Consider the following 18,064-nt stretch of genomic DNA (forward strand, 5'->3'; position numbering starts at 1 on the left):
AAGCCTCGTTTAAGCGGTTGCGGAAGCGGACTTCTCCTCAACGACCTCATTCTCAACAAGGTTGGCCTCGGTTGCGGCCTCGAGGACCTCGGAGGACACGCCCTCACCGTCAGCGGGGACGATGTTGACAATGCGGCGCTTGCGCTTGATGCCGAACTGGACGGAACCCTCGGTCAGAGCGAACAGCGTGTCGTCGCCGCCGCGGCCGACGTTGTCGCCCGGGTGGAACTTGGTGCCGCGCTGACGGACGAGGATCTCGCCGGCCTTGACCTGCTGGCCGCCGAAGCGCTTGACGCCGAGGCGCTTGGACTCGGAGTCACGACCGTTCGCGGAGCTGGATGCACCCTTCTTGGTTGCCATGTGTGTATCTCCCTACTTGATGCCAGTGATCTTCAGCGTCGTGTTGGGCTGACGGTGGCCCATGCGACGCTTGTAACCGGTCTTGTTCTTGTACTTGAGAATGTCGATCTTCGGGCCCTTGCCGTGCTCCACGATCTCAGCGGAGACGCTGACCTTTGCAAGGTCATCGGCGGTGGAGGTCACGTTGGCGCCGTCGACGAGGAGAACCGGGGTGAGTGCCACAGAATCGCCAGCTTCACCCTCGATCTTCTCGACCCGAATGAGGTCGCCTTCGGCAACCTTGTGCTGCTTACCACCGGTTTTGACGATAGCGTACATAGCGGGTTACCCCTTTCTTCTACTCGTCCGGCGCCGGCATGCCACAGCACCGAATATCATGTGAGATTCTTTGAGCGTTTTGGGGTTTTTACCAGGCAGCCCTGCCCGCATGCTCCAATACAGCAGGGCGCGCCCCAAAACAGCGACTGTCAAAGACTACACCGCACCCAGGACAAAAACCAAACAGCCCCGGGAACCTTTCTTGTGTTCGGAGCATTACACTGGCGGAAGACACACGCGGTTTTTTCGCGCTCACCTGTTCAAGAAAGGAGGTCCCGACGATGACTGAGTCTACTGAAACCATGAATCTTCCGCCCTTCAGCTCCCTTTTCGCTGAGAGTGCCCCATCCGAAGATGCGCTTGCGCGCATGCTCGACATCGCGGTCGACCCCGCTACACCCGAACCCGACGGCGATCTCGTTCCCGACTCCGACAGTCTCGTGCCGTACGAGGAGGAGGGCGACATCGACCTGGCGGATTTCGACGAGTCCTCGCTTGACGACGGCGCACAAGCCCCCCTCCCATCCGACGCCGGCGCAGCTGACGACGCCGACGAGATCGACTGGCCGGAGCCCGACCAGCCGGAGGAGTTCGCTGACAGCTCGGCTGATTCCGGCGATCTCGGCTCCGATGATCTCGACCAGTTCGGTTCCGATGACTTCGACGACTTCGGCGCTGACGACCCGTTGGCAGGGCTTTAAGGAGGGCGCGTGGATAGGGACGCAGAAAAGCAGTTGGTCGCTCGCGCGCAAAACGGCGATGAGAAAGCATTCGCTGAACTTGTCCGCGACGCGAACCGACGCATGTGGGCGGTGGCGATGTCGGTGACGGGCAATCAGCACGACGCCGAGGACGCCATGCAGAACGCCATGATTTCCGCGTGGAAGAACATCGAACGGTTCAAACCGGAGGCGAGGTTCTCCACGTGGCTCTACCGCATCACGTCCAACGCTGCGTTGGACATCATGCGCAAAAAGCGCGAGCTTCCCGACGATGAGGCCGGTGCGGAGGAAGCTGATAGCGCTGCCCCCATCCAGCAGCGCGTGACCACCACGATGGTGGTGCGTGAGGCCCTCGAGTCGTTGGACCCGGACTTCAAGGAAGTCTTGGTGTTGCGTGAATACGCGAGCCTGTCGTACGACGAGATCGCCGCGCACCAGGGCATCCCAGTCGCAACAGTGAAAAGCCGCCTTAACCGTGCGCGCGGCAAACTAAAAGAAGCCCTCGTGGCCAGCGGCGCTGGCCCGTAGGGCGTTTCTTATTTACGGTACCGCCGCGAGCAAATGTGCTCGCTGGGCCATTAGCGGAATCCGAGTTCCTTCAGTGAGTCTTGGATGAACGCATTCTTCTGCGCATCATCGTCGCCTCTGCTCGAGAGATGCACAGCGAACTTCTTATCCGGATAGTAAATGATGGCATTAGGACCCGAGTACTTGTCGGGTTTGACCATGTAGACGACAGGCCCTCCGCCCTTATCTTCTTCGACTGTGAAGTCGTCTTTGCCATCCATACGCTTCATGATGTCGATGGCCGCGGTGGCGTTGTCGTCCCTGAGAATTGTGGCGTACGAGATGCTTTCTGTATCGCCGTCCCGTGGAATGTTGCACCAATGCGATTTCACCGAGGTATCTTCGATCCATCGAATCCACTCTTCAGCTGCATCTTCCTCCACTTGGCACGTTTTCACCAGATCTTTGAATTGCTGAGGGAGGAAGCCATCATCACCGATGAGCTCACCCATTGGAATGTACTTAGAGCCGGGTGCGGAAGACGTTGAGCTTGTTGCTGATGTCGCCGCTGATGACGTGGCACTATCTGCGGGCTCAGTCTCGGACTCGCTGACACCCGGCGCTGTCGACGAGGCCTCGGTCGACCCGTCAGTGTCATCCCCACCACGAGTCACCGCCCAGCCACCAATACCCAACAGCGCAACGGCACCCAACGCACCAGCAGCAATCAACGGACCCTTGCCACCCTTGTTCTGCCCCGCACCACTTGACGGCACCGACGCAAACCCAGATGCCTGACTCGGACCCTGACCGTACGGGCCACCGCCACCGGCAGCACCGGCCCCAGCAAACTGGCCCGGCTGACCAGGCACGCCAGCCTGGCCTCGCTGGCCGGGGCGCGGGGACTGCGGAAGTTGCGCCGTCTCACTTTGCCCAATCGGCCGGCTCACACCACCCGGGGCAGGCTGCCCCTGGGGACGCTGCGGGCTTTGCGCAGCTTGCGGGGGTTGGGCTGGGCCGCCAAACGGATTCGCACCCGCAGCAACAAAACGCTGACCCCCACCCTGAGCCGGCTGCGTAAACCCACGCAACGTCGCCACCAACGCACCACGACACACAACCGTCTTCGGATCATCAAGACGCATCACACGCCCAACACGACCCAACTCATCCTGAACAAACGGAATCCGCGACGACCCACCCGTCAAATAAATCGGCGTATCCGCAGACGTCACCCCAGCCTCACCCAACACAGCACGCGTCATCTCAGCCGCACGCCCAATCGGAGCAGAAATCACACGATTAAACTCATCACGAGTAATCAACACATCCCTCTCCCCCGACGGCGAAGAAATGGTGACGGTTGCAGACGAGGTGTCGGAGAGCATCTCCTTCGCTTCGCGGATGTTCTCCTGCAGAGCGTTCATCACGGACGTGGGCGCGGTGCGCAAGGAATCGGCCAGGTCGGGGTCGTCGTGGTCGATCTGCTCAATGACCCAGCGGTAGACAAGGTTGTCGATCGTCCTGCCGCCGAGACTGTTGTCGCCCTTCGCGGCAACGACGCGGTAGTCGCCGTTGTGCTCCGCGCGCAGCACCGCGATGTCCAAGGTACCGCCGCCGAAGTCGAACACAGCCACGTGCTGGCCTGCGGGGACTTGCTGCTGAGCGGCATAGTGGATGGCTGCGGCGCGGGGCTCGGAGATCATGCGCAGCTTCGATGACGGAATTCCGGCGCGCTCTGCCGCATCCACCAAATTCCCCACCGCATTGTGCGACCACCGCTCCGGATGCGTCAACGTCACCGTATCCGGATCCACGCCAGCGTGCTGAGACTTCGCGCGGTCCACAATGTCGCCGATCAGCGCAGCAAAAACCAACTGCGCCTGGACATCATCACCCTCCAATTCAATCGTCTCGTGATCAATAAACCGCTTCGGGGACAGCACCAGGCGCGAAGGGTCGCGCCGCCCGGCGAGCAGCGCCGAGTCGCCGCTGACCACGTTTTTACTGTCAGAATCGACATAGATGGCCGATGGCATCAGGTTGGAGCGGTGGCTCAACGCCACAGCTTCGATCGCCCCGCCCGCCGGACTCGTGTGGGCGGCCGCCGAGTTAGAAGTACCGAAGTCAATTGCTAAATTCCACGAACCGGCCATGCCGTTTCCTCCTTAAACACAAAGACGGGCATTAGTCTAACCCGTGCTGGCTATCTGGTCATCTGTTTCCAAGCTGATTGGTAGGCCACAATCAGGCGTTCGCGCGCGTCATCTTCCGCGGCGGACAGCGGGGTCATAGCAAGCTCACGTAGCTCGCCGAGTTCGCTGCGGAGGACGTCAATGACGCGCTCAGGTGGGGCGTCGGCACGCAAGCCGACTTTCTGTGCCGGGGTGGAACCTTGGATTGCTGCCCGCAGCCGCGGGATGAGCGTTGAGTTCGGCGAATCCGCCGCCGTGTTCTTGAAACTGCGGTAGAGCATGACATCCTTCATCGCCGGCTGCGATTCCAGCACGGACTGCACCCACAGCGCATGGTCGCGCGACTCCGGCGCATTGGACAGCGTGTCCAGGGCATCGACAACGCGTACTGCGCGCTGCAGAGTGGCAAAATATGGCATTTCTTCGGTGATGATCGTGGTCAAGCGCTCAATTCCCGATGTTCGCTTCATCCACTCCAGCAGCCCTGCCGGCCCCTGCTCTGCAGCCACCGTGCGGCCATACATGAGCCCGTACTCGCCCATGACGTCCAAGAGATGGTCGCGCTCGTCCGCGGTGAAGCCTTCCACGCTTGTCGACGGATCCTCCGCCTCAACAAACTCCAGCATCGCATCGCGGTCCAGGCCGGCCAGCGCTGCGACATCGCGGACCACCGCACCAGTGACCCGACCCGTCAAGGCAGATTCAGCCAGCAAACCCGACAACGGGACCATCGCGCCGACCGTGCCGCCCATTTGCTCTGCGATACGTCCCGCGTACGCCTGCGCGACTTCCAGCGGGTCCTTCTGACCGAATGCGCCCGCGCCGAATGAGTCGGCCCTGGAGACCACACCCACCACCGTCAACGGGGTCATTCCCAGATCAGCCACGAACGCGCGTTCGTCGTCGCGGGGGGCGGAGTCAGACAAGAAGACCACGCAGTCGGCCCAGGAGGAGGCTCGTTTGGTGTCCTGGGAGCCGTCGATAAGCATGCGCCGCGTGCGCGCCTCGTTTTCGACGGTGAGCGTCGCTGTACCCGGGGTGTCGATGATGCCGAGCGTGGCCAAACGCGCAATCGGGATGAACTGGCGGACAAAATCAATTTCGTCGAGTGGGCGGCCCAGGTCCGCCAACGGCTCCCCGGCGAGCGGAACGCTCTGCACCTTGCCATCGAGACCGATGACCTCCGCGCGAGCCGGCGCGCCTTCGTCGTAGACGCTGACCGCCATCGTGCACTCCAACGACCCGGTCGCCGCGATGCGGCTCTCTGTCAACGCGTTGACCAGTGTGGACTTGCCCGACTTCAAGCGTCCGATGACCGCGACTCGTGGCGGACGCGAGACCAACTCGCGCAGCTCGGCTGCAGGCTGCTCGAGGTGCGGTCCTCCCTGTCCAAGCGCCTCGATGCTCTGGCGGAGAAGAACGTTGAGCGCCTCAGCGCCGTTCTGGTGGGGCTGGCTCATAGTGGTCTCCTTAGAGAGTCTGGAGGTGGGTCTTCAGCTCGTTGATCGTGCCCGCGATGATCTTCTGGTTCTTGGACAGACGCGTGATCTTCTCTTTGCGCTCCGTCTCCGTCTCGCGGGCGGCGTTACGGGCTTGCGTAATGTGCTCTTGCACCTCTTTCTGCCGGTGACGCAGGTGAGAGCGGTACCGCAGAACCATTTCGGTGCGGGCGGACGCGATCATCGTGTCCAACAGGCGGGTAATGGACATGCGCGTCGTCTGCGTGATCTCGCGCAACCACTGGATCAAGTGGGTCTTGCCGTTGCGCAGAGCACGGAAGCTCATGTTCACACCGACCCAGACCACACCTGCCAGCGGCGCGAACGGAATGATGAACGACAACGCGCCGGCACCGATCGCACCCATGGTGAGCATCGAGGGATCCATCAGGTCCTTCGTCTTCTTGTCCACCTGACGGCCTTTCACGGCCTCCGGGGCAATAGAGCTGACCGCAGCGCTGAGCACCGAGTGGACAATTTCCGGCCGGTCCGGAAACAACTGCTCTGCCCGTTCCTTGATGCCGTCGAGCTGCTTGTCCAGGGTGCTGCTGATCAGTTCCGTCAGCTCCGCCTCAATCTGGCTGGTGAACACCTGCGGCTTCGAGCGCAGGACGCGCATGCCCTCTTTGTTGATGCGCTGCGTCCATCCGTTGCGCAGCGCTTCGATGTCCTGATCCAGCTCGTCGGTGATGCGGTTACGCATGAGCTGAATATCGCGGGCGAGCAACTGCTCCCACTCGGAGGCGTGCTCTTTGAGCTCCTCAAGCTCTTTTTGCTCCTCCTCCAGCTTGGCCACTCCCTGCGTGGGCTTCGCGTTCAGTTCGATCTCACGGGCGATCTGCTTCTGAATACCGTTCAGCGTGGTCATGATGGATTCGATGGAGCTGCGCAGACCCAGCGCCTTCGGGTCTTTCAACATGCGGTGGATCTCGTTGCGGAGGTCCACGATGCCGCTACGCTGGGCAATCGCCTCCGCACGCTCCGGGTCCGTGGCTGTCATATCCACCGAATCCATAGCGCGCAGGCTAGAAACCCCGATCACCGGGACATCGGCACCGAGGTGCTCGCGGATGAGCCTGCGGTTGTCCTCCACAATCGCCCGCCACCTGCGGATGTTCTTATCCGTCTTGGTCACAGCGACGATCACGGCGCCGACCTCCTGGCGCGCTTCGGCGAGAATGTCCATCTCCGGCTTCGTGATCGGCGTCGACGCATCGCACACCATGAGCAACACGCCCGCACGGTGAGCTTCGCTGAAGGACGCCTTCACCGCGTGCTCGTCAAGACCACCCACGCCAGGCGTATCGACGATGGTCGTGCCTGCAAGTGCGGGCCATTCCAACTCGATCGACGCTGCCGTAGCCAGCTCATCGTCGTCGCTGCCGCTACGTGAGCCCTCCATGCCGTCGATGGTGACGTAGCGCGGCAAATCGGCGATGTCAATGGGCTGGCGCCCGTCGCCGCGGTTGAGTTCGACGCGCGGGGAGATCGGCCCCTCCCCTGCCGGGGCGACACTGACGCGGATCGGGGCGCTTGTCGACGTCAACACGTCCACCGGCAACAGCTCCCGCTGCCCCACAAGCGCGTTGACAAGGGAGGACTTGCCTCGCTTGATCTCGCCGACGACAACGACTGTGCCCGTGCGGAAAGGTGCGTCCAAGAGGTTCTCAGCCACATCGACGGCAGAATTCTGGCCGTAGCGACGTGCAATGTCCATCGCTCGGTCGAGCGATTCCCGCGGACTTCGTCGCTGCGGCGATGCCTGCTGAGCAGTGTGCTGAGCAGCCTGAGAAGTGGTCGGTTCCATGACGGCCATTTAAGCCCAGATTATCTCTTGCTGCGCATTATTCAGCGGAGAGAAGAAGTATCTTCTCAGGTATAAGCAGATCTTAACCTGGTGTTTTGACATTTTTGGTGGAAAGTTTGAGAAAAACTTCAAACCTTCCGGGAACCTTGGGCATAGGCTGCGCATTACACAGGTGACTGGACAGAACGTCAGGTCACAACAGCCCGGGAAGCCCGGACCGCAAGACCACCGAAACTACACACAACACACGAGAGGAACGAACAATGTCCGACCAGGGAAACGCTCAGAACAACACCCCGAACACCCAGAACCAGAACGCACCCCAGAACGCTGGCGCTGAAGAGCAGACCGGTGTCCCCACCCAGTTCGAATACACCGACGCCGAGGGCAACGTCCACACCGGTGACATCCAGGGCGGCCAGGACACCACCGGCGACGGCAACCTGGACACCTTCCACGCCGACATGGACGGCGACGGCGTCGCAGAGACCCGCATCTTCGACCGCGACGGTGACGGCAACGTCGAGCGCGTCGAGGTTGACTTCGACGGCGACGGCGCTCCGGACTACGCCGCGCAGGACACCAACCGAGACGGCCAGACCGACGTCGAGCACTTCGACACCGACGGCGACGGCATCATGGACACCACCGTCCGCGACGTGAACTACGACCACCAGGCTGACAGCGTCGAGTTCGACACCGACGGCGACGGCGAGATGGACACCCGCTTCTCCGACACCGACAAGGACGGCAAGCTCGACTCCTTCGCCTTCGACACCGACGGCGACGGCCAGATGGACTACCGCGAGTACGACTTCGACGGTGACGGCCAGATCGACTCCACTGACGGCACCCCGTCCGGCCCGAACCAGGAGCAGCGCGAGTTCTTCGAGAACATGGCGGAGGGCGCACCGGCTGAGCAGGGCGCACCGGCTCCGGCTCCGGAAGCTCCGGCTGAGGAAGCACCAGCTCCGGCTCCGGAGGCTCCCGCTGAGGAGGCACCGGCTGAGGAGGCACCTGGCGCTGCCGCACCAGCACCGGCACCGTCTGACTCCGACGACATCGCCCTCGATGACCTCGAGGACGAGGAGGCTGCTCCGGAGCGCGCCACCGAAACCGACCCGGCAATGTCCAGCGAGGCTCACCCGGAGGGCGGCGTGGTCGTCGACCTGGACGGCGACGGCTACGCAGACGCTATCGTCTACGACACCAACAACGATGGCGAGATCGACGCCATGGAGGTTGACTCCGACGGCGACGGCATCACCGACACCCTGTTCGTCGACTCCGACTTCGACGGCAAGGTCGACGAGCAGCACTCCGACACCGACGGCGACGGCATCACCGACGAGGCCATCATCGATGTCGACGGCGACGGCTACGGCGACTCCCTGCTGACCGACACCACCGGCGACGGCTACTACGACACCGAGGAAGCCATCGACACCTACAACGAAGCACCGGAGTTCCCGGACTCCGAGGGCATCGACTTCGACGCACCGACCGACATGGCCTAAGCACGACCGCTAGCTAACGGCTAAGCCCCCTCCCGCTGGGAAGGGGGCTTCAGTCATTGGCGGGCGTTTAGTGGGAGCCGCGATTTAACGGCCCCCACCGGTTCTCCTCGGTTCAACTAGCTGGTGCGACGGGTAGCGCGCCGACGCCCGCGGGAGCGGGTTTGGGCCGGCTGGTCGCTTTGCTGCGGCGCAGCCTTGCCACTCGACTTCTTGGCCGGATCCTGGCGCTGCATCGGCTTCTCGTTCACCGGCTGCCGTGCCGTATCGCGCCCAGCCGTGGTGCGACGGGTCGCCCGGCGACGACCGCGGGAGCCGCGCTCCGGCGCACGGCCCGGATCAGACGTGCGGGGCTGCGCGCTTTCAGCGGAATCGTCCGGTTGGTCATCTTCCGCTTCAGCCTGCTCGTAGTCCTCCCGGCGCGGGCGGTGATCCGACGTGGAGTTGCCGCGAGTGTTGCGCTTGCGGCGCGGCGAGCGCTCGAATTCCTCGACAGCTTCCTCGTACGTCTTCGCCGGTTCGGACGCGTCCTCGTCGTCCCGACCGGAAGAATCCTCGGGCGTGTCCTGGGTGTCGGTGGTCTCCTGCTGCGGGCGACCCTTGCCGCGGCCGCTGCCGCGTCGACCGCGGCGGCGGGAGGAGCGTCGCTTCGGCCGGTCCTCATCGGAGGAATCGTCGGTATCGCTTGTGTCGCTCGTGTCAATGGGTTCGACTGGGTCGTTGGTGATCACGACAGCGTCGGCAAGCTCTTCGAGCTGCTCCACGTCCTTCTCTACGTCATTCTCGGTGTCCCGCCCGGACTCCTGAGAAGGATCATCGTCACGGCCCTGCATGGCCAGAGCTGCCGGGTGGCCCGCCGGATCCTGCGCCGGCTTGCGGCGGCGGGATTGGTTCCCGCGGCGGCCGCCACGACCCGGAGTGTCGTCGCGTGAATCGGTTGCTCTGACGGGATCGTCGGAAAGCACAATGCCCCGGCCGTCGCAGCACTCGCACTTCGTCGAGAACGTCTCCACAAGCCCTGTGCCCAAGCGCTTGCGCGTGAGCTGAACCAGGCCCAACGAGGTGACCTCGGAGACCTGGTGGCGCGTGCGGTCGCGGCCGAGCGCCTCCTTGAAGCGGCGCAGCACCAGTTCCTGGTTCTCGGGCAAGATCATGTCGATGAAGTCGATGATGATCATGCCGCCGATGTCGCGCAGACGCAGCTGGCGGACAATTTCCTCGGCCGCCTCCATATTGTTCGACGTGACCGTCTCCTCCAGCGAACCGCCGGAACCGGTGAACTTGCCGGTGTTGACGTCGATAACAGTCATGGCCTCGGTCCGGTCGATCACCAAGGTGCCGCCGGACGGCAGCCACACAGTGCGCGACAGAGCCTTCTGAATCTGCTCGTCGACACGGTAGACCTCGAATACGTCCTGGCCGTCGTGGTCGCCCCGGTCGAACAGCTCGAGCCTGTCAGCGAGATCCGGGGCGACGGACTCGACATAGTTGCTCACCACGTTCCACGGCTTCTTGCCGTCGACAACAAGCTTTTGGAAGTCCTCGTTGAACAGGTCGCGGACGACCTTGACCAGCAGACGCGGCTCCTCGTACAACGTGACCGGTTTGGAACCCTTCGACTTCTTCTCCTGCTCCGACTGCTGCCTAATGGTCTGCCATTGGGTGTGCAGACGCTTCACGTCCGCGGCAATGGCCTCTTCTGGCACGCCTTCAGCGGCCGTGCGGATGATCGCCCCGCCCTTACCCGGAACGACCTTGACCAGAATGTCCTTCAACCGCTTGCGCTCCGGGGCCGGAAGCTTGCGCGAAATTCCGGCACTGTGCCCGCCCGGCACGTAGACCAAGTAGCGGCCCGCCAAGGAGATCTGCGTAGTCAGGCGCGCGCCCTTGTGGCCGACTGGGTCCTTGGTCACCTGCACCAACACCTGGTCACCGGACTTGAGCGCCTGCTCGATGCGGCGCGCGCGACCGCCGAGGCCGGCAGCCTTCCAGTCGACTTCGCCAGCGTAGAGCACGCCGTTGCGGCCCTGGCCGATATCGATGAACGCAGCTTCCATGCTGGGCAGTACGTTCTGCACACGCCCCAGGTAAATGTTGCCGATCATCGAAGCACTGTCGTCGGAGTCAACGAAGTGCTCCACCAACAGGCCATCTTCCAGGACGCCGACTTCGGTGATTTTGCCGGGGCCGTCGTGACGCGAACGCTCCCGCACGACCATGGTGCGCTCGACCGACTCGCGGCGCGCAAGGAATTCCGCCTGGGACACCACGCGCGAACGGTTGCGATCTTCTTCGCGGCGCTCAGTGCGACGGCGGCGCTGCGCTTCTAGACGCGAAGACCCCTTGATGGCCTTCGGCTCGTCGATCTGCTCGGGCTCGGCATTGTCCTGCTTCTCGGTGCGCTTGCGGCTGGTCTTGCGCGAACTACGACGCTTCGATTTGGACCCGGAGTCCTCGCTGTCCTCGCTCGCCTCGCTGGATCCTGCGTCGGCAGCGTCGCCCGGGGCGTCCTGCGTCTGCTCGGTGCCCTTCGCATCGCTTTCCGACGAGCGACTCGCCCTCCTCCGCGACGACCGCGGCGCCGCCTTGAACACCGGCGCGTAGAGGCCCGTGGCGGAATCTTCGTCATCATCCTCCGGGGCCGGGGTCACGTCAGGTTCGACGTCGTACAAGACTTCAGCGTCATCCGTCTCGTCGGTGTCGTCGCTGTCTTCGTCAGCGGGTTCCGCAACCCCGGCAGACTCGAGATCAGCCTCGACCTTCTCCTCGATCTGGTTGATCTCGTGGGCCACATCCTTGCGGACGCGCTCGCGGATCTTGTCGTCGGAGGAGCTGGGCTGGGACTCCAAAGCGTCAAGAAGCTGCTCGGTTTCCGCGCGTGTCAACGAGGACTGCGCCACCTTCACCATGCCCAGCTCGTTGAGCGCGACGACCAGGTCCTTCGAGGACATGCCCAGCTCTTTCGCCAAGGCGAAGACTCGGGTCTTCTCACCGAGACGGGAACGGTCGTACAGCGGAGTAGCGGACTGTTCAGCTGCCTGCGTTTCGTTATGCTGCTCTGAACTCGATGTCGACTTCTTAGCAGCACGCCGTGATGATTTCTTGGCCGTCTTTCTCGCCGTCTTAGTCGACTTCTTTGCTGTTTTCTTGGTGGATTTTACCGCAGATTTTTTCGTTGTCTTTTTCTGCGCCGGCGCCGCGGAGGACACCTCAGTGGTGGTGTTTTCGTCGCTGTCAGCCACGGAAAGAACATCTCCTATTGAATTGCCGCGCGTGAGCGACTATCCCCGCCGGGCGCTGGTGGGAACAACCAATAGCAGGTTCTCTCCCACCGCCGCCGCACAGCGCTGCTAGCTTCTAGCCGACAGTCAGCTCCGCGCAGTGAACGATTCTCGTACAAAGCTTGATGAACATTCATATGCCACGAAAGGCATATAGTTCAGCAACCATTGTGGCATACGGAGCTGGGTGTGGTGGGAAGCCGGGCGGGGTAGAGACGTCGATAAGCTTATTGCTGGAAGCCCTGACCCGGCACCCATGTCCGCGAAACCGCGAGACGCGCCGACGCGCCCGGGTCTTCGACGTTGGACACGCGGTAGAAATCCATGATCACACGGTCCTTCTGCACGCGCGCAATGCCGTAACCGTGCGAATCGAAGTCGACGTGGTTTACCCACGGGTTCGCCGAGTACATGACCTGCTCCACCAGGTGGGTGACCGGGTTGTCCTCAGGCGTGTACGTGCGGGTGTACTGCGTGACAATCTCGTCCACATTGGGCGCGGTGATCGAAGAGCACACCATCTCCGCGCCGATTTCCAGCCCGTTGTGCTGCACGGAGTGCGCCCACTCAGAGTGAATGTCGCCGGTGAGGAACAGCGTGTGCGCCTTGGTGTTGGTGAGAATGTTGAACAGCTTGGCGCGCTCAGCGCGGTAGCCGTCCCACTGGTCAGTGTTCACAGCCAGGCCGGCGGACTGGGTGAACTCGTCGATGGCGTAGTTCGCGGTACGGTTCTGCTCAGTCGTGTTCGGCAGGTGGCCGATCTCCATGCGGGAAATCATCACCGAGTTACCCAGCACATTCCATGTGGTGTCGGCGGATTCGACCTGACCCTTGAGCCAGTTGAACTGCTCCGAGCCGAGCATGGTGCGCTCCGGCGCGTCAATCTTCTTGCTGAACGTTTTCGCCTGCTCATCGCGGTAGGAGCGCAGGTCCATCATCGTCAGCTGCAGCAGGTTACCGAAGCGGTACGAACGATAGATGTGACCGTCTTGCGACGGGCGGGTGGCGCGCACCGGAAGCCACTCGAAGTAGGCCTGGTGCGCGGCCGACTCGCGGACCTTCCACTCACCTTCCTCGCCAGGGGTGTGGTTCTCGGCGCCACCAACCCAGGAGTCATTGGCAGTCTCATGGTCGTCCCACACAACCACCCACGGCGCTGCAGCGTGCGCGCGCTGCAGGTGCTCGTCAGTGCGGTAGCGGCCGTAACGGATGCGGTAGTCCGCCAGCGTCACAATCTCGTGCGCCGGGTGGTGCGGGCGGGAGACACCGGACTTACCGGCGTACTCCCCCGTCGGGTACTCGTAGATGTAGTCACCGAGGAAGACCACGACATCGACCCCGCCAGCTTCGGCGCGCTCAGCCATGTCACGGTACGCGGTGAAGTAGCCGCACTCGTAGTTGGCGCAGGACGCAACAACGAGCTTGTACTCGTTGATGTCAGCGTTGGACGCGGGCGCGGTGCGCGTCTTGCCCACCGGAGAGATGGTGTCTTTGTAGCGGAAGCGGTAGAAGTACTCCGTCCCCGGCTGCAGGCCACGCGGGTCCACCTTGACGGTGTGGTCGGTAACTGCGGTAGTGCGGGCCGAGCCACTGCGGACAATGTTCGCGAACGCGTCGTCGGTGGCAATCTCCCAGGTCACATCCGCATCTTCACCTTTTTCAGATCCCGGCGCAGCCTCTGGGGACACACTCACGCGGGTCCAGATGATCACCGAATCCGGCAGTGGGTCACCCGAAGCAACGCCGTGCATGAACACCGACCACGGCTTGGGGGCCGGGGCCTTCGGCAAACGCGCCGAGGACAGTGCAGAAGAAGAGGAAGAGGATTGCGCGTGAGCGACTGCTTGCGTTCCGACGGCAGCGGCTGCAGCAGCCGTCGCCGAACCGGCCAGAAAACGACGGCGGGGAAGATTCTGGGAAGTCATGCACTAAGAATCAAGTCCCCGATGAAGAGCTGCAACCGGAGCAGCAGTTCATCGGGGAATGTTCGGCACGAGTTCACGTGCCATTAACCGAGTGAGGATCTAGAGGTTCGGGAACCAGATCGCGATCTCGCGCTCAGCGGATTCCGGCGAGTCGGAGCCGTGCACCACGTTCTCACCGACGGTCAAGGCGAAGTCACCACGGATGGTGCCCGGGGTGGCCTTCTCCACCGGGTGGGTGCCACCGGCGAGCTGACGCCACGCGGCGATTGCAGACTCGCCCTCGACGATGCCAGCGACCAGCGGAGCGGAGGTGATGAAGTCCACGAGCTCACCGAAGAACGGCTTGTCCTTGTGCTCCTCGTAATGCTTCTCAGCGGTCTCGCGGTCAGCGGTACGCAGGTCCATCTCGACGAGCTTGAGGCCCTTGCGCTCGATGCGGGTGATGATCTCGCCGACGTGGCCGTTTGCCACACCGTCGGGCTTAATCAGAATCAGAGTGCGTTCAGTCATGCGTCCCAGCCTACGGGATGACGCTACAGCTCGCGCACCACGGCTGCTGCATCTTCGTAGCTGGTGTTCCGGAACCACAACTGCACCTGGCGGGCCGCCATATCGTGGTTGCCCTCCTTCTTCATGCGCTCAATGGTGGCGCGCTGCTCGCTGTCGAGCTCGATCGACGTGCGCTCCATCTGCCGGTACTTATCTGCCAGGCCGAGCACCAGGAACAGGGCCGCGGCCGCAAGCGCGGCGACGGAAATCCAGGTGGGCAGATCCAGGAACACGCCGACGATAGCGACCAATGAGAACACGGCCGCAAAGATCAAGGAGGCAGCTTGCATGAACCACACCCTACTTCACAGTGTTTTCGCTGGCCCGGCGAGCGTTGAAGCAGCAGAGAAACGTTAACCGTTTCTCACTAGAAAGAAAAAGCGACTTACCTCACATTCAGGGGGCTAATTGTTTTATTATGCGAAGTACTGCCGCGGACCCATCTTTCCCCGCGGCATCCATGCGCGAGACCATTGACTGAAAGGCCAGACTCCATGATCTATTCCAGCCCGTACCCGGACCTTGAGCTGTTCGGCGGCTCCGTCTACGACCTCATCTTCAACGACCTTTCCGGCGATGACGCCCAGCGCACCGCGATCACCGAGCTGACCACCGGCGACACCGTCACGTACGCACAGCTGCAGGAGATGGCAGACGCTATCGCCGGGTATTTGGCTGACCGCGGTATCGGCCCCGGCAACGTGGTCACGCTGCAGATCCCGAACTCCATCAACTTCGCCGCAGCCTTGTTCGGCATTTTCCGCGCCGGGGCCACGGTCAACCCGATCGGCGTGCTGCTGAACGACGCTGACGTGGAGAAGGTGGCCACAATGGCCGGCGCTGACCTGTTCATCGGCGTGGCCGACGTAGGGCATGACAAGCATGTGTGGGATCACGAGTTGGCGGGAATCGTCGAAAAGCGAATGCCTGCACCCGAACTGAGCGTCGATGGCAGCGCGCTCGCGTCAGTGCCGTTCTCCTCCGGCACTACCGGGTTGCCGAAGGGCGTCATGCTCTCCCACAGCAACCTCACGTCGAATGTCTTGCAAGCAGTGTCCATGCTCGAGCGCAACGGCATGGACAAGCACGTCAACACCCTGTCTCCCCTGCCGTTTTCCCACATTTACGGCATGACCGCGCTACTGCTGTCACCGCTGTTGCTGCGCTGGAACGTGCACACCCTGCCCAAGTTCGACCTGGATGTCTTCCTACGTGCACACGGTGAGCACGACATCGAATTCACCTTCGTAGCTCCCCCGATGGCCGTCGCGCTGGCGAAGCACCCAGCTGTCACTCCCGAAGGCTTCGCGGCGAACAAGGTCATGTTCTCCGGCGCGGCGCCGCTCGATGAGGAAGTCGCGCGCGCCGTCGAACGTCGCCTGAAAACATCGTTTGTGCAGGGTTACGGCATGACGGAGACCTCACCCGCGGTGTGCATTGGCGTCCACGGCGAGACTAACCCCGGCTCCATCGGCTTCCCGGTCCCCAACACCGAGTGCCGCGTCGTGGACATTGAAACACTCGAGGACCTGGAGCAAGGCGAGTCCGGCGAGCTGCTCGTGCGCGGACCGCAAGTCATGCAGGGCTACCTCAACAATGAGGAGGCCACCCGCGAAACATTGCTTGACGGCGGCTGGCTGCGCACCGGCGATGTCGCTCGCGTTGCAGACAACGGCCACGTCTACATCGTCGACCGCGCCAAAGAAGTGATCAAGTACAAGGGCTACCAGGTCGCCCCCGCCGAGCTCGAAGCACTACTGCTCACCCACGAAGCGGTTGCAGACGCCGGGGTGGTCGGCGTCGACCGCGACGGCCTGGAAATCCCACGCGCGTTCGTCGTCCTGCAACAGGGCGCGTCCTTGAGCGAGGAGGAGTTGATGGACTGGGTCGCCGAGCGGGTTACCCCGTACAAGAAGATCCGCGCGGTGACGTTCATCGACCAGATCCCGAAGAATCCGACCGGCAAGATTCTGCGCAAAGAACTTCGCGATATTCCGCTGGAAAGCTAAGGGGTTGATGGGAGCAATCCCACAGTGAATTCGCGCCGGATTCGTTTGATAAATCCTGCGACAAAGGTCACAATTAGGAGTGGAATTGTTTCGCTCCACATTTTTGAGAAAAGAGGGCAAAGATGGCTGACAGCCAGAACCCAGTCCACGAGCTGCTGGATCCGAAAACCGACTACTACCAGGTATTCGCCGACGTCGAAGGCGAAGATCTGGAGTGGTGGAAGAAGGCCCGCGACTTCTGTGACTACGCCCGCCCGTACGTGAACGAGGGTTGGGAGAAGGCCGAATACCAGCTCCACGTCGTCGAAGAAGCCGGTAAGCGCGGCCTGGTCCGCGACGGCATCGACATCGAGGGCGAGCCCCACATGTCCGTACGCGCCGCACGCCTCATGGCGTTCGAGCTCGCGCGTACCGACGCATCCCTCGGCACTGCTTTCGGTGTTCAGGGTGGTCTGGCTATGCAGTCCATCGCCATGTGCGGCTCTGAGGAGCAGAAGGCGAAGTACCTCAAGGCCATGTCCAAGCTGGAGATCCGCGGCGCCTTCGCGCTGACCGAGCCGGACCACGGTTCTGACTCCATCGGCCTGGAGACCACCGCCGAGCGCGACGGCGACGAGTGGGTCATCAACGGTGAGAAGAAGTGGATCGGCCACGGTTCCGTCGGCCACATCGCCGTTGTGTGGGCGCGTGACACCTCCGATGGCCAGGTCAAGGGCTTCATCGTCGACCAGGACCAGGACGGCTACGAGGCTGAGACCATCACGGGCAAGGCGTCCCTGCGCGGCATCCCGCAGGCGCACATCAAGCTCAACAACGTTCGCGTCTCCGAGGACCGTCGCCTGCCAAACGCGAACTCTTTCCGCGACACTGCGAAGGTCTTGGCCGGCACCCGCATCTCCGTGGCATGGGCCTCCCTGGGTCTGGCCACCGACTGCTACGAGAAGGCCCTGGACTACGCGCAGCGCCGCACCCAGTTTGGCCGCCCGCTGGTGAAGAACCAGATCATCCAGCAGCGCCTGGCTGACATGCTGCAGGACCTGACCTCGATGTTTCTGTACTGCCGCCGCCTGCTCGAGCTGGAAGAGTCCGGTGAGATCACCGAGCAGCAGGCCGCCCTGGCCAAGGTCCACTGCACCCGCGCGGCCCGCAAGATCTCCGCTGACGCACGCGACATGTTCGGCGGCGTGGGCATCCTGCTGGAGAACGACGTGGCCCGCCACCACGCCGACATTGAGGCGCTGCACACCTACGAGGGCACCGACACCATGCAGTCCCTCATCGTGGGCAAGTCCATCACCGGCGTCGGCGCTTTCGCTGGCTAGGCCCCTGCCCCCTCTGGTGACTCCCAGCTGCATCGCGACCGGCCCCCGGCGCGGTG

14 protein-coding genes are annotated in these 18,064 nt (G+C 62.7%); 5 read left to right on the plus strand and 9 right to left on the minus strand.

Going from position 1 to position 18,064, the window contains the following annotated elements; genetic code table 11:
- Window positions 1–9 precede the first annotated feature (9 nt).
- Entirely contained in the window at window positions 10–360 is a 351-nt protein-coding gene (rpmA, locus tag KBX07_RS07370) for a 50S ribosomal protein L27 (protein ID WP_256023591.1), read from the minus strand.
- Between the two features lie 12 nt (window positions 361–372).
- The gene (gene rplU, locus KBX07_RS07375) at window positions 373–678 is read right to left on the minus strand and encodes a 50S ribosomal protein L21 (protein WP_005289184.1); all 306 of its coding nucleotides are present in this window, start codon (window positions 676–678) and stop codon (window positions 373–375) included.
- A gap of 281 nt (window positions 679–959) precedes the next feature.
- On the opposite strand from rplU, the gene KBX07_RS07380 reads away from it, so the two are divergent.
- Together KBX07_RS07380 and KBX07_RS07385 are read left to right on the plus strand one after the other, a co-directional pair.
- Window positions 960–1,379, plus strand: a complete 420-nt coding sequence (locus KBX07_RS07380; protein ID WP_256023593.1) for a hypothetical protein — start codon at window positions 960–962, stop codon at window positions 1,377–1,379.
- 9 nt (window positions 1,380–1,388) lie between these two features.
- On the plus strand, window positions 1,389–1,928 hold the full coding sequence (locus tag KBX07_RS07385) for a sigma-70 family RNA polymerase sigma factor (RefSeq protein WP_256023595.1): 540 nt from the start codon (window positions 1,389–1,391) through the stop codon (window positions 1,926–1,928).
- A 50-nt stretch (window positions 1,929–1,978) separates the two neighbouring features.
- Here KBX07_RS07385 and KBX07_RS07390 read toward each other — a convergent pair whose 3' ends face one another.
- The 3 genes from KBX07_RS07390 to KBX07_RS07400 are packed head-to-tail and all read right to left on the minus strand — an operon-like array spanning window position 1,979 to window position 7,417.
- Window positions 1,979–4,063 carry an Hsp70 family protein gene (locus KBX07_RS07390; RefSeq protein ID WP_256023596.1) on the minus strand — a complete coding sequence of 695 codons (2,085 nt, stop codon included), beginning with the start codon at window positions 4,061–4,063 and terminating at the stop codon, window positions 1,979–1,981.
- 50 nt (window positions 4,064–4,113) lie between these two features.
- Entirely contained in the window at window positions 4,114–5,562 is a 1,449-nt protein-coding gene (locus KBX07_RS07395) for a dynamin family protein (RefSeq protein ID WP_256023598.1), read from the minus strand.
- A gap of 10 nt (window positions 5,563–5,572) precedes the next feature.
- Window positions 5,573–7,417 (minus strand): dynamin family protein, encoded by a 1,845-nt coding sequence (locus KBX07_RS07400; RefSeq protein ID WP_256023600.1) that lies wholly within the window; start codon window positions 7,415–7,417, stop codon window positions 5,573–5,575.
- Window positions 7,418–7,671: 254 nt separating this feature from the next.
- Here KBX07_RS07400 and KBX07_RS07405 point away from each other — a divergent pair, with 254 nt between their 5' ends.
- Window positions 7,672–8,925: a hypothetical protein gene (locus KBX07_RS07405; RefSeq protein ID WP_255998180.1), complete on the plus strand. Its 1,254-nt coding sequence runs from the start codon at window positions 7,672–7,674 to the stop codon at window positions 8,923–8,925.
- Window positions 8,926–9,041: 116 nt separating this feature from the next.
- On the opposite strand, the gene KBX07_RS07410 is transcribed toward KBX07_RS07405, so the two are convergent.
- The 4 genes from KBX07_RS07410 to KBX07_RS07425 form a co-directional block, all read right to left on the minus strand.
- Window positions 9,042–12,164, minus strand: coding sequence for a translation initiation factor IF-2 N-terminal domain-containing protein (locus tag KBX07_RS07410; RefSeq protein WP_255998178.1), 3,123 nt, complete (start codon window positions 12,162–12,164; stop codon window positions 9,042–9,044).
- A gap of 266 nt (window positions 12,165–12,430) precedes the next feature.
- Window positions 12,431–14,128, minus strand: a complete 1,698-nt coding sequence (locus tag KBX07_RS07415) for an alkaline phosphatase (RefSeq protein ID WP_255998177.1) — start codon at window positions 14,126–14,128, stop codon at window positions 12,431–12,433.
- 99 nt (window positions 14,129–14,227) lie between these two features.
- Window positions 14,228–14,638: a nucleoside-diphosphate kinase gene (ndk, locus tag KBX07_RS07420; RefSeq protein ID WP_005289155.1), complete on the minus strand. Its 411-nt coding sequence runs from the start codon at window positions 14,636–14,638 to the stop codon at window positions 14,228–14,230.
- 23 nt (window positions 14,639–14,661) lie between these two features.
- The gene (locus KBX07_RS07425) at window positions 14,662–14,967 is read right to left on the minus strand and encodes a hypothetical protein (RefSeq protein WP_005289151.1); all 306 of its coding nucleotides are present in this window, start codon (window positions 14,965–14,967) and stop codon (window positions 14,662–14,664) included.
- A 204-nt stretch (window positions 14,968–15,171) separates the two neighbouring features.
- Between KBX07_RS07425 and KBX07_RS07430 the strand changes: the two genes are divergently transcribed.
- Together KBX07_RS07430 and KBX07_RS07435 are read left to right on the plus strand one after the other, a co-directional pair.
- Entirely contained in the window at window positions 15,172–16,686 is a 1,515-nt protein-coding gene (locus KBX07_RS07430) for an AMP-binding protein (RefSeq protein WP_255995654.1), read from the plus strand.
- 122 nt (window positions 16,687–16,808) lie between these two features.
- Complete coding sequence (locus tag KBX07_RS07435) at window positions 16,809–18,008, plus strand: acyl-CoA dehydrogenase family protein (protein ID WP_005289144.1); 1,200 nt, start codon at window positions 16,809–16,811, stop codon at window positions 18,006–18,008.
- Window positions 18,009–18,064 lie beyond the last annotated feature (56 nt).

This window comes from Corynebacterium sp. CCUG 70398 (genome assembly GCF_024454055.1).
Taxonomy (GTDB): Bacteria; Actinomycetota; Actinomycetes; order Mycobacteriales; family Mycobacteriaceae; genus Corynebacterium; species Corynebacterium genitalium.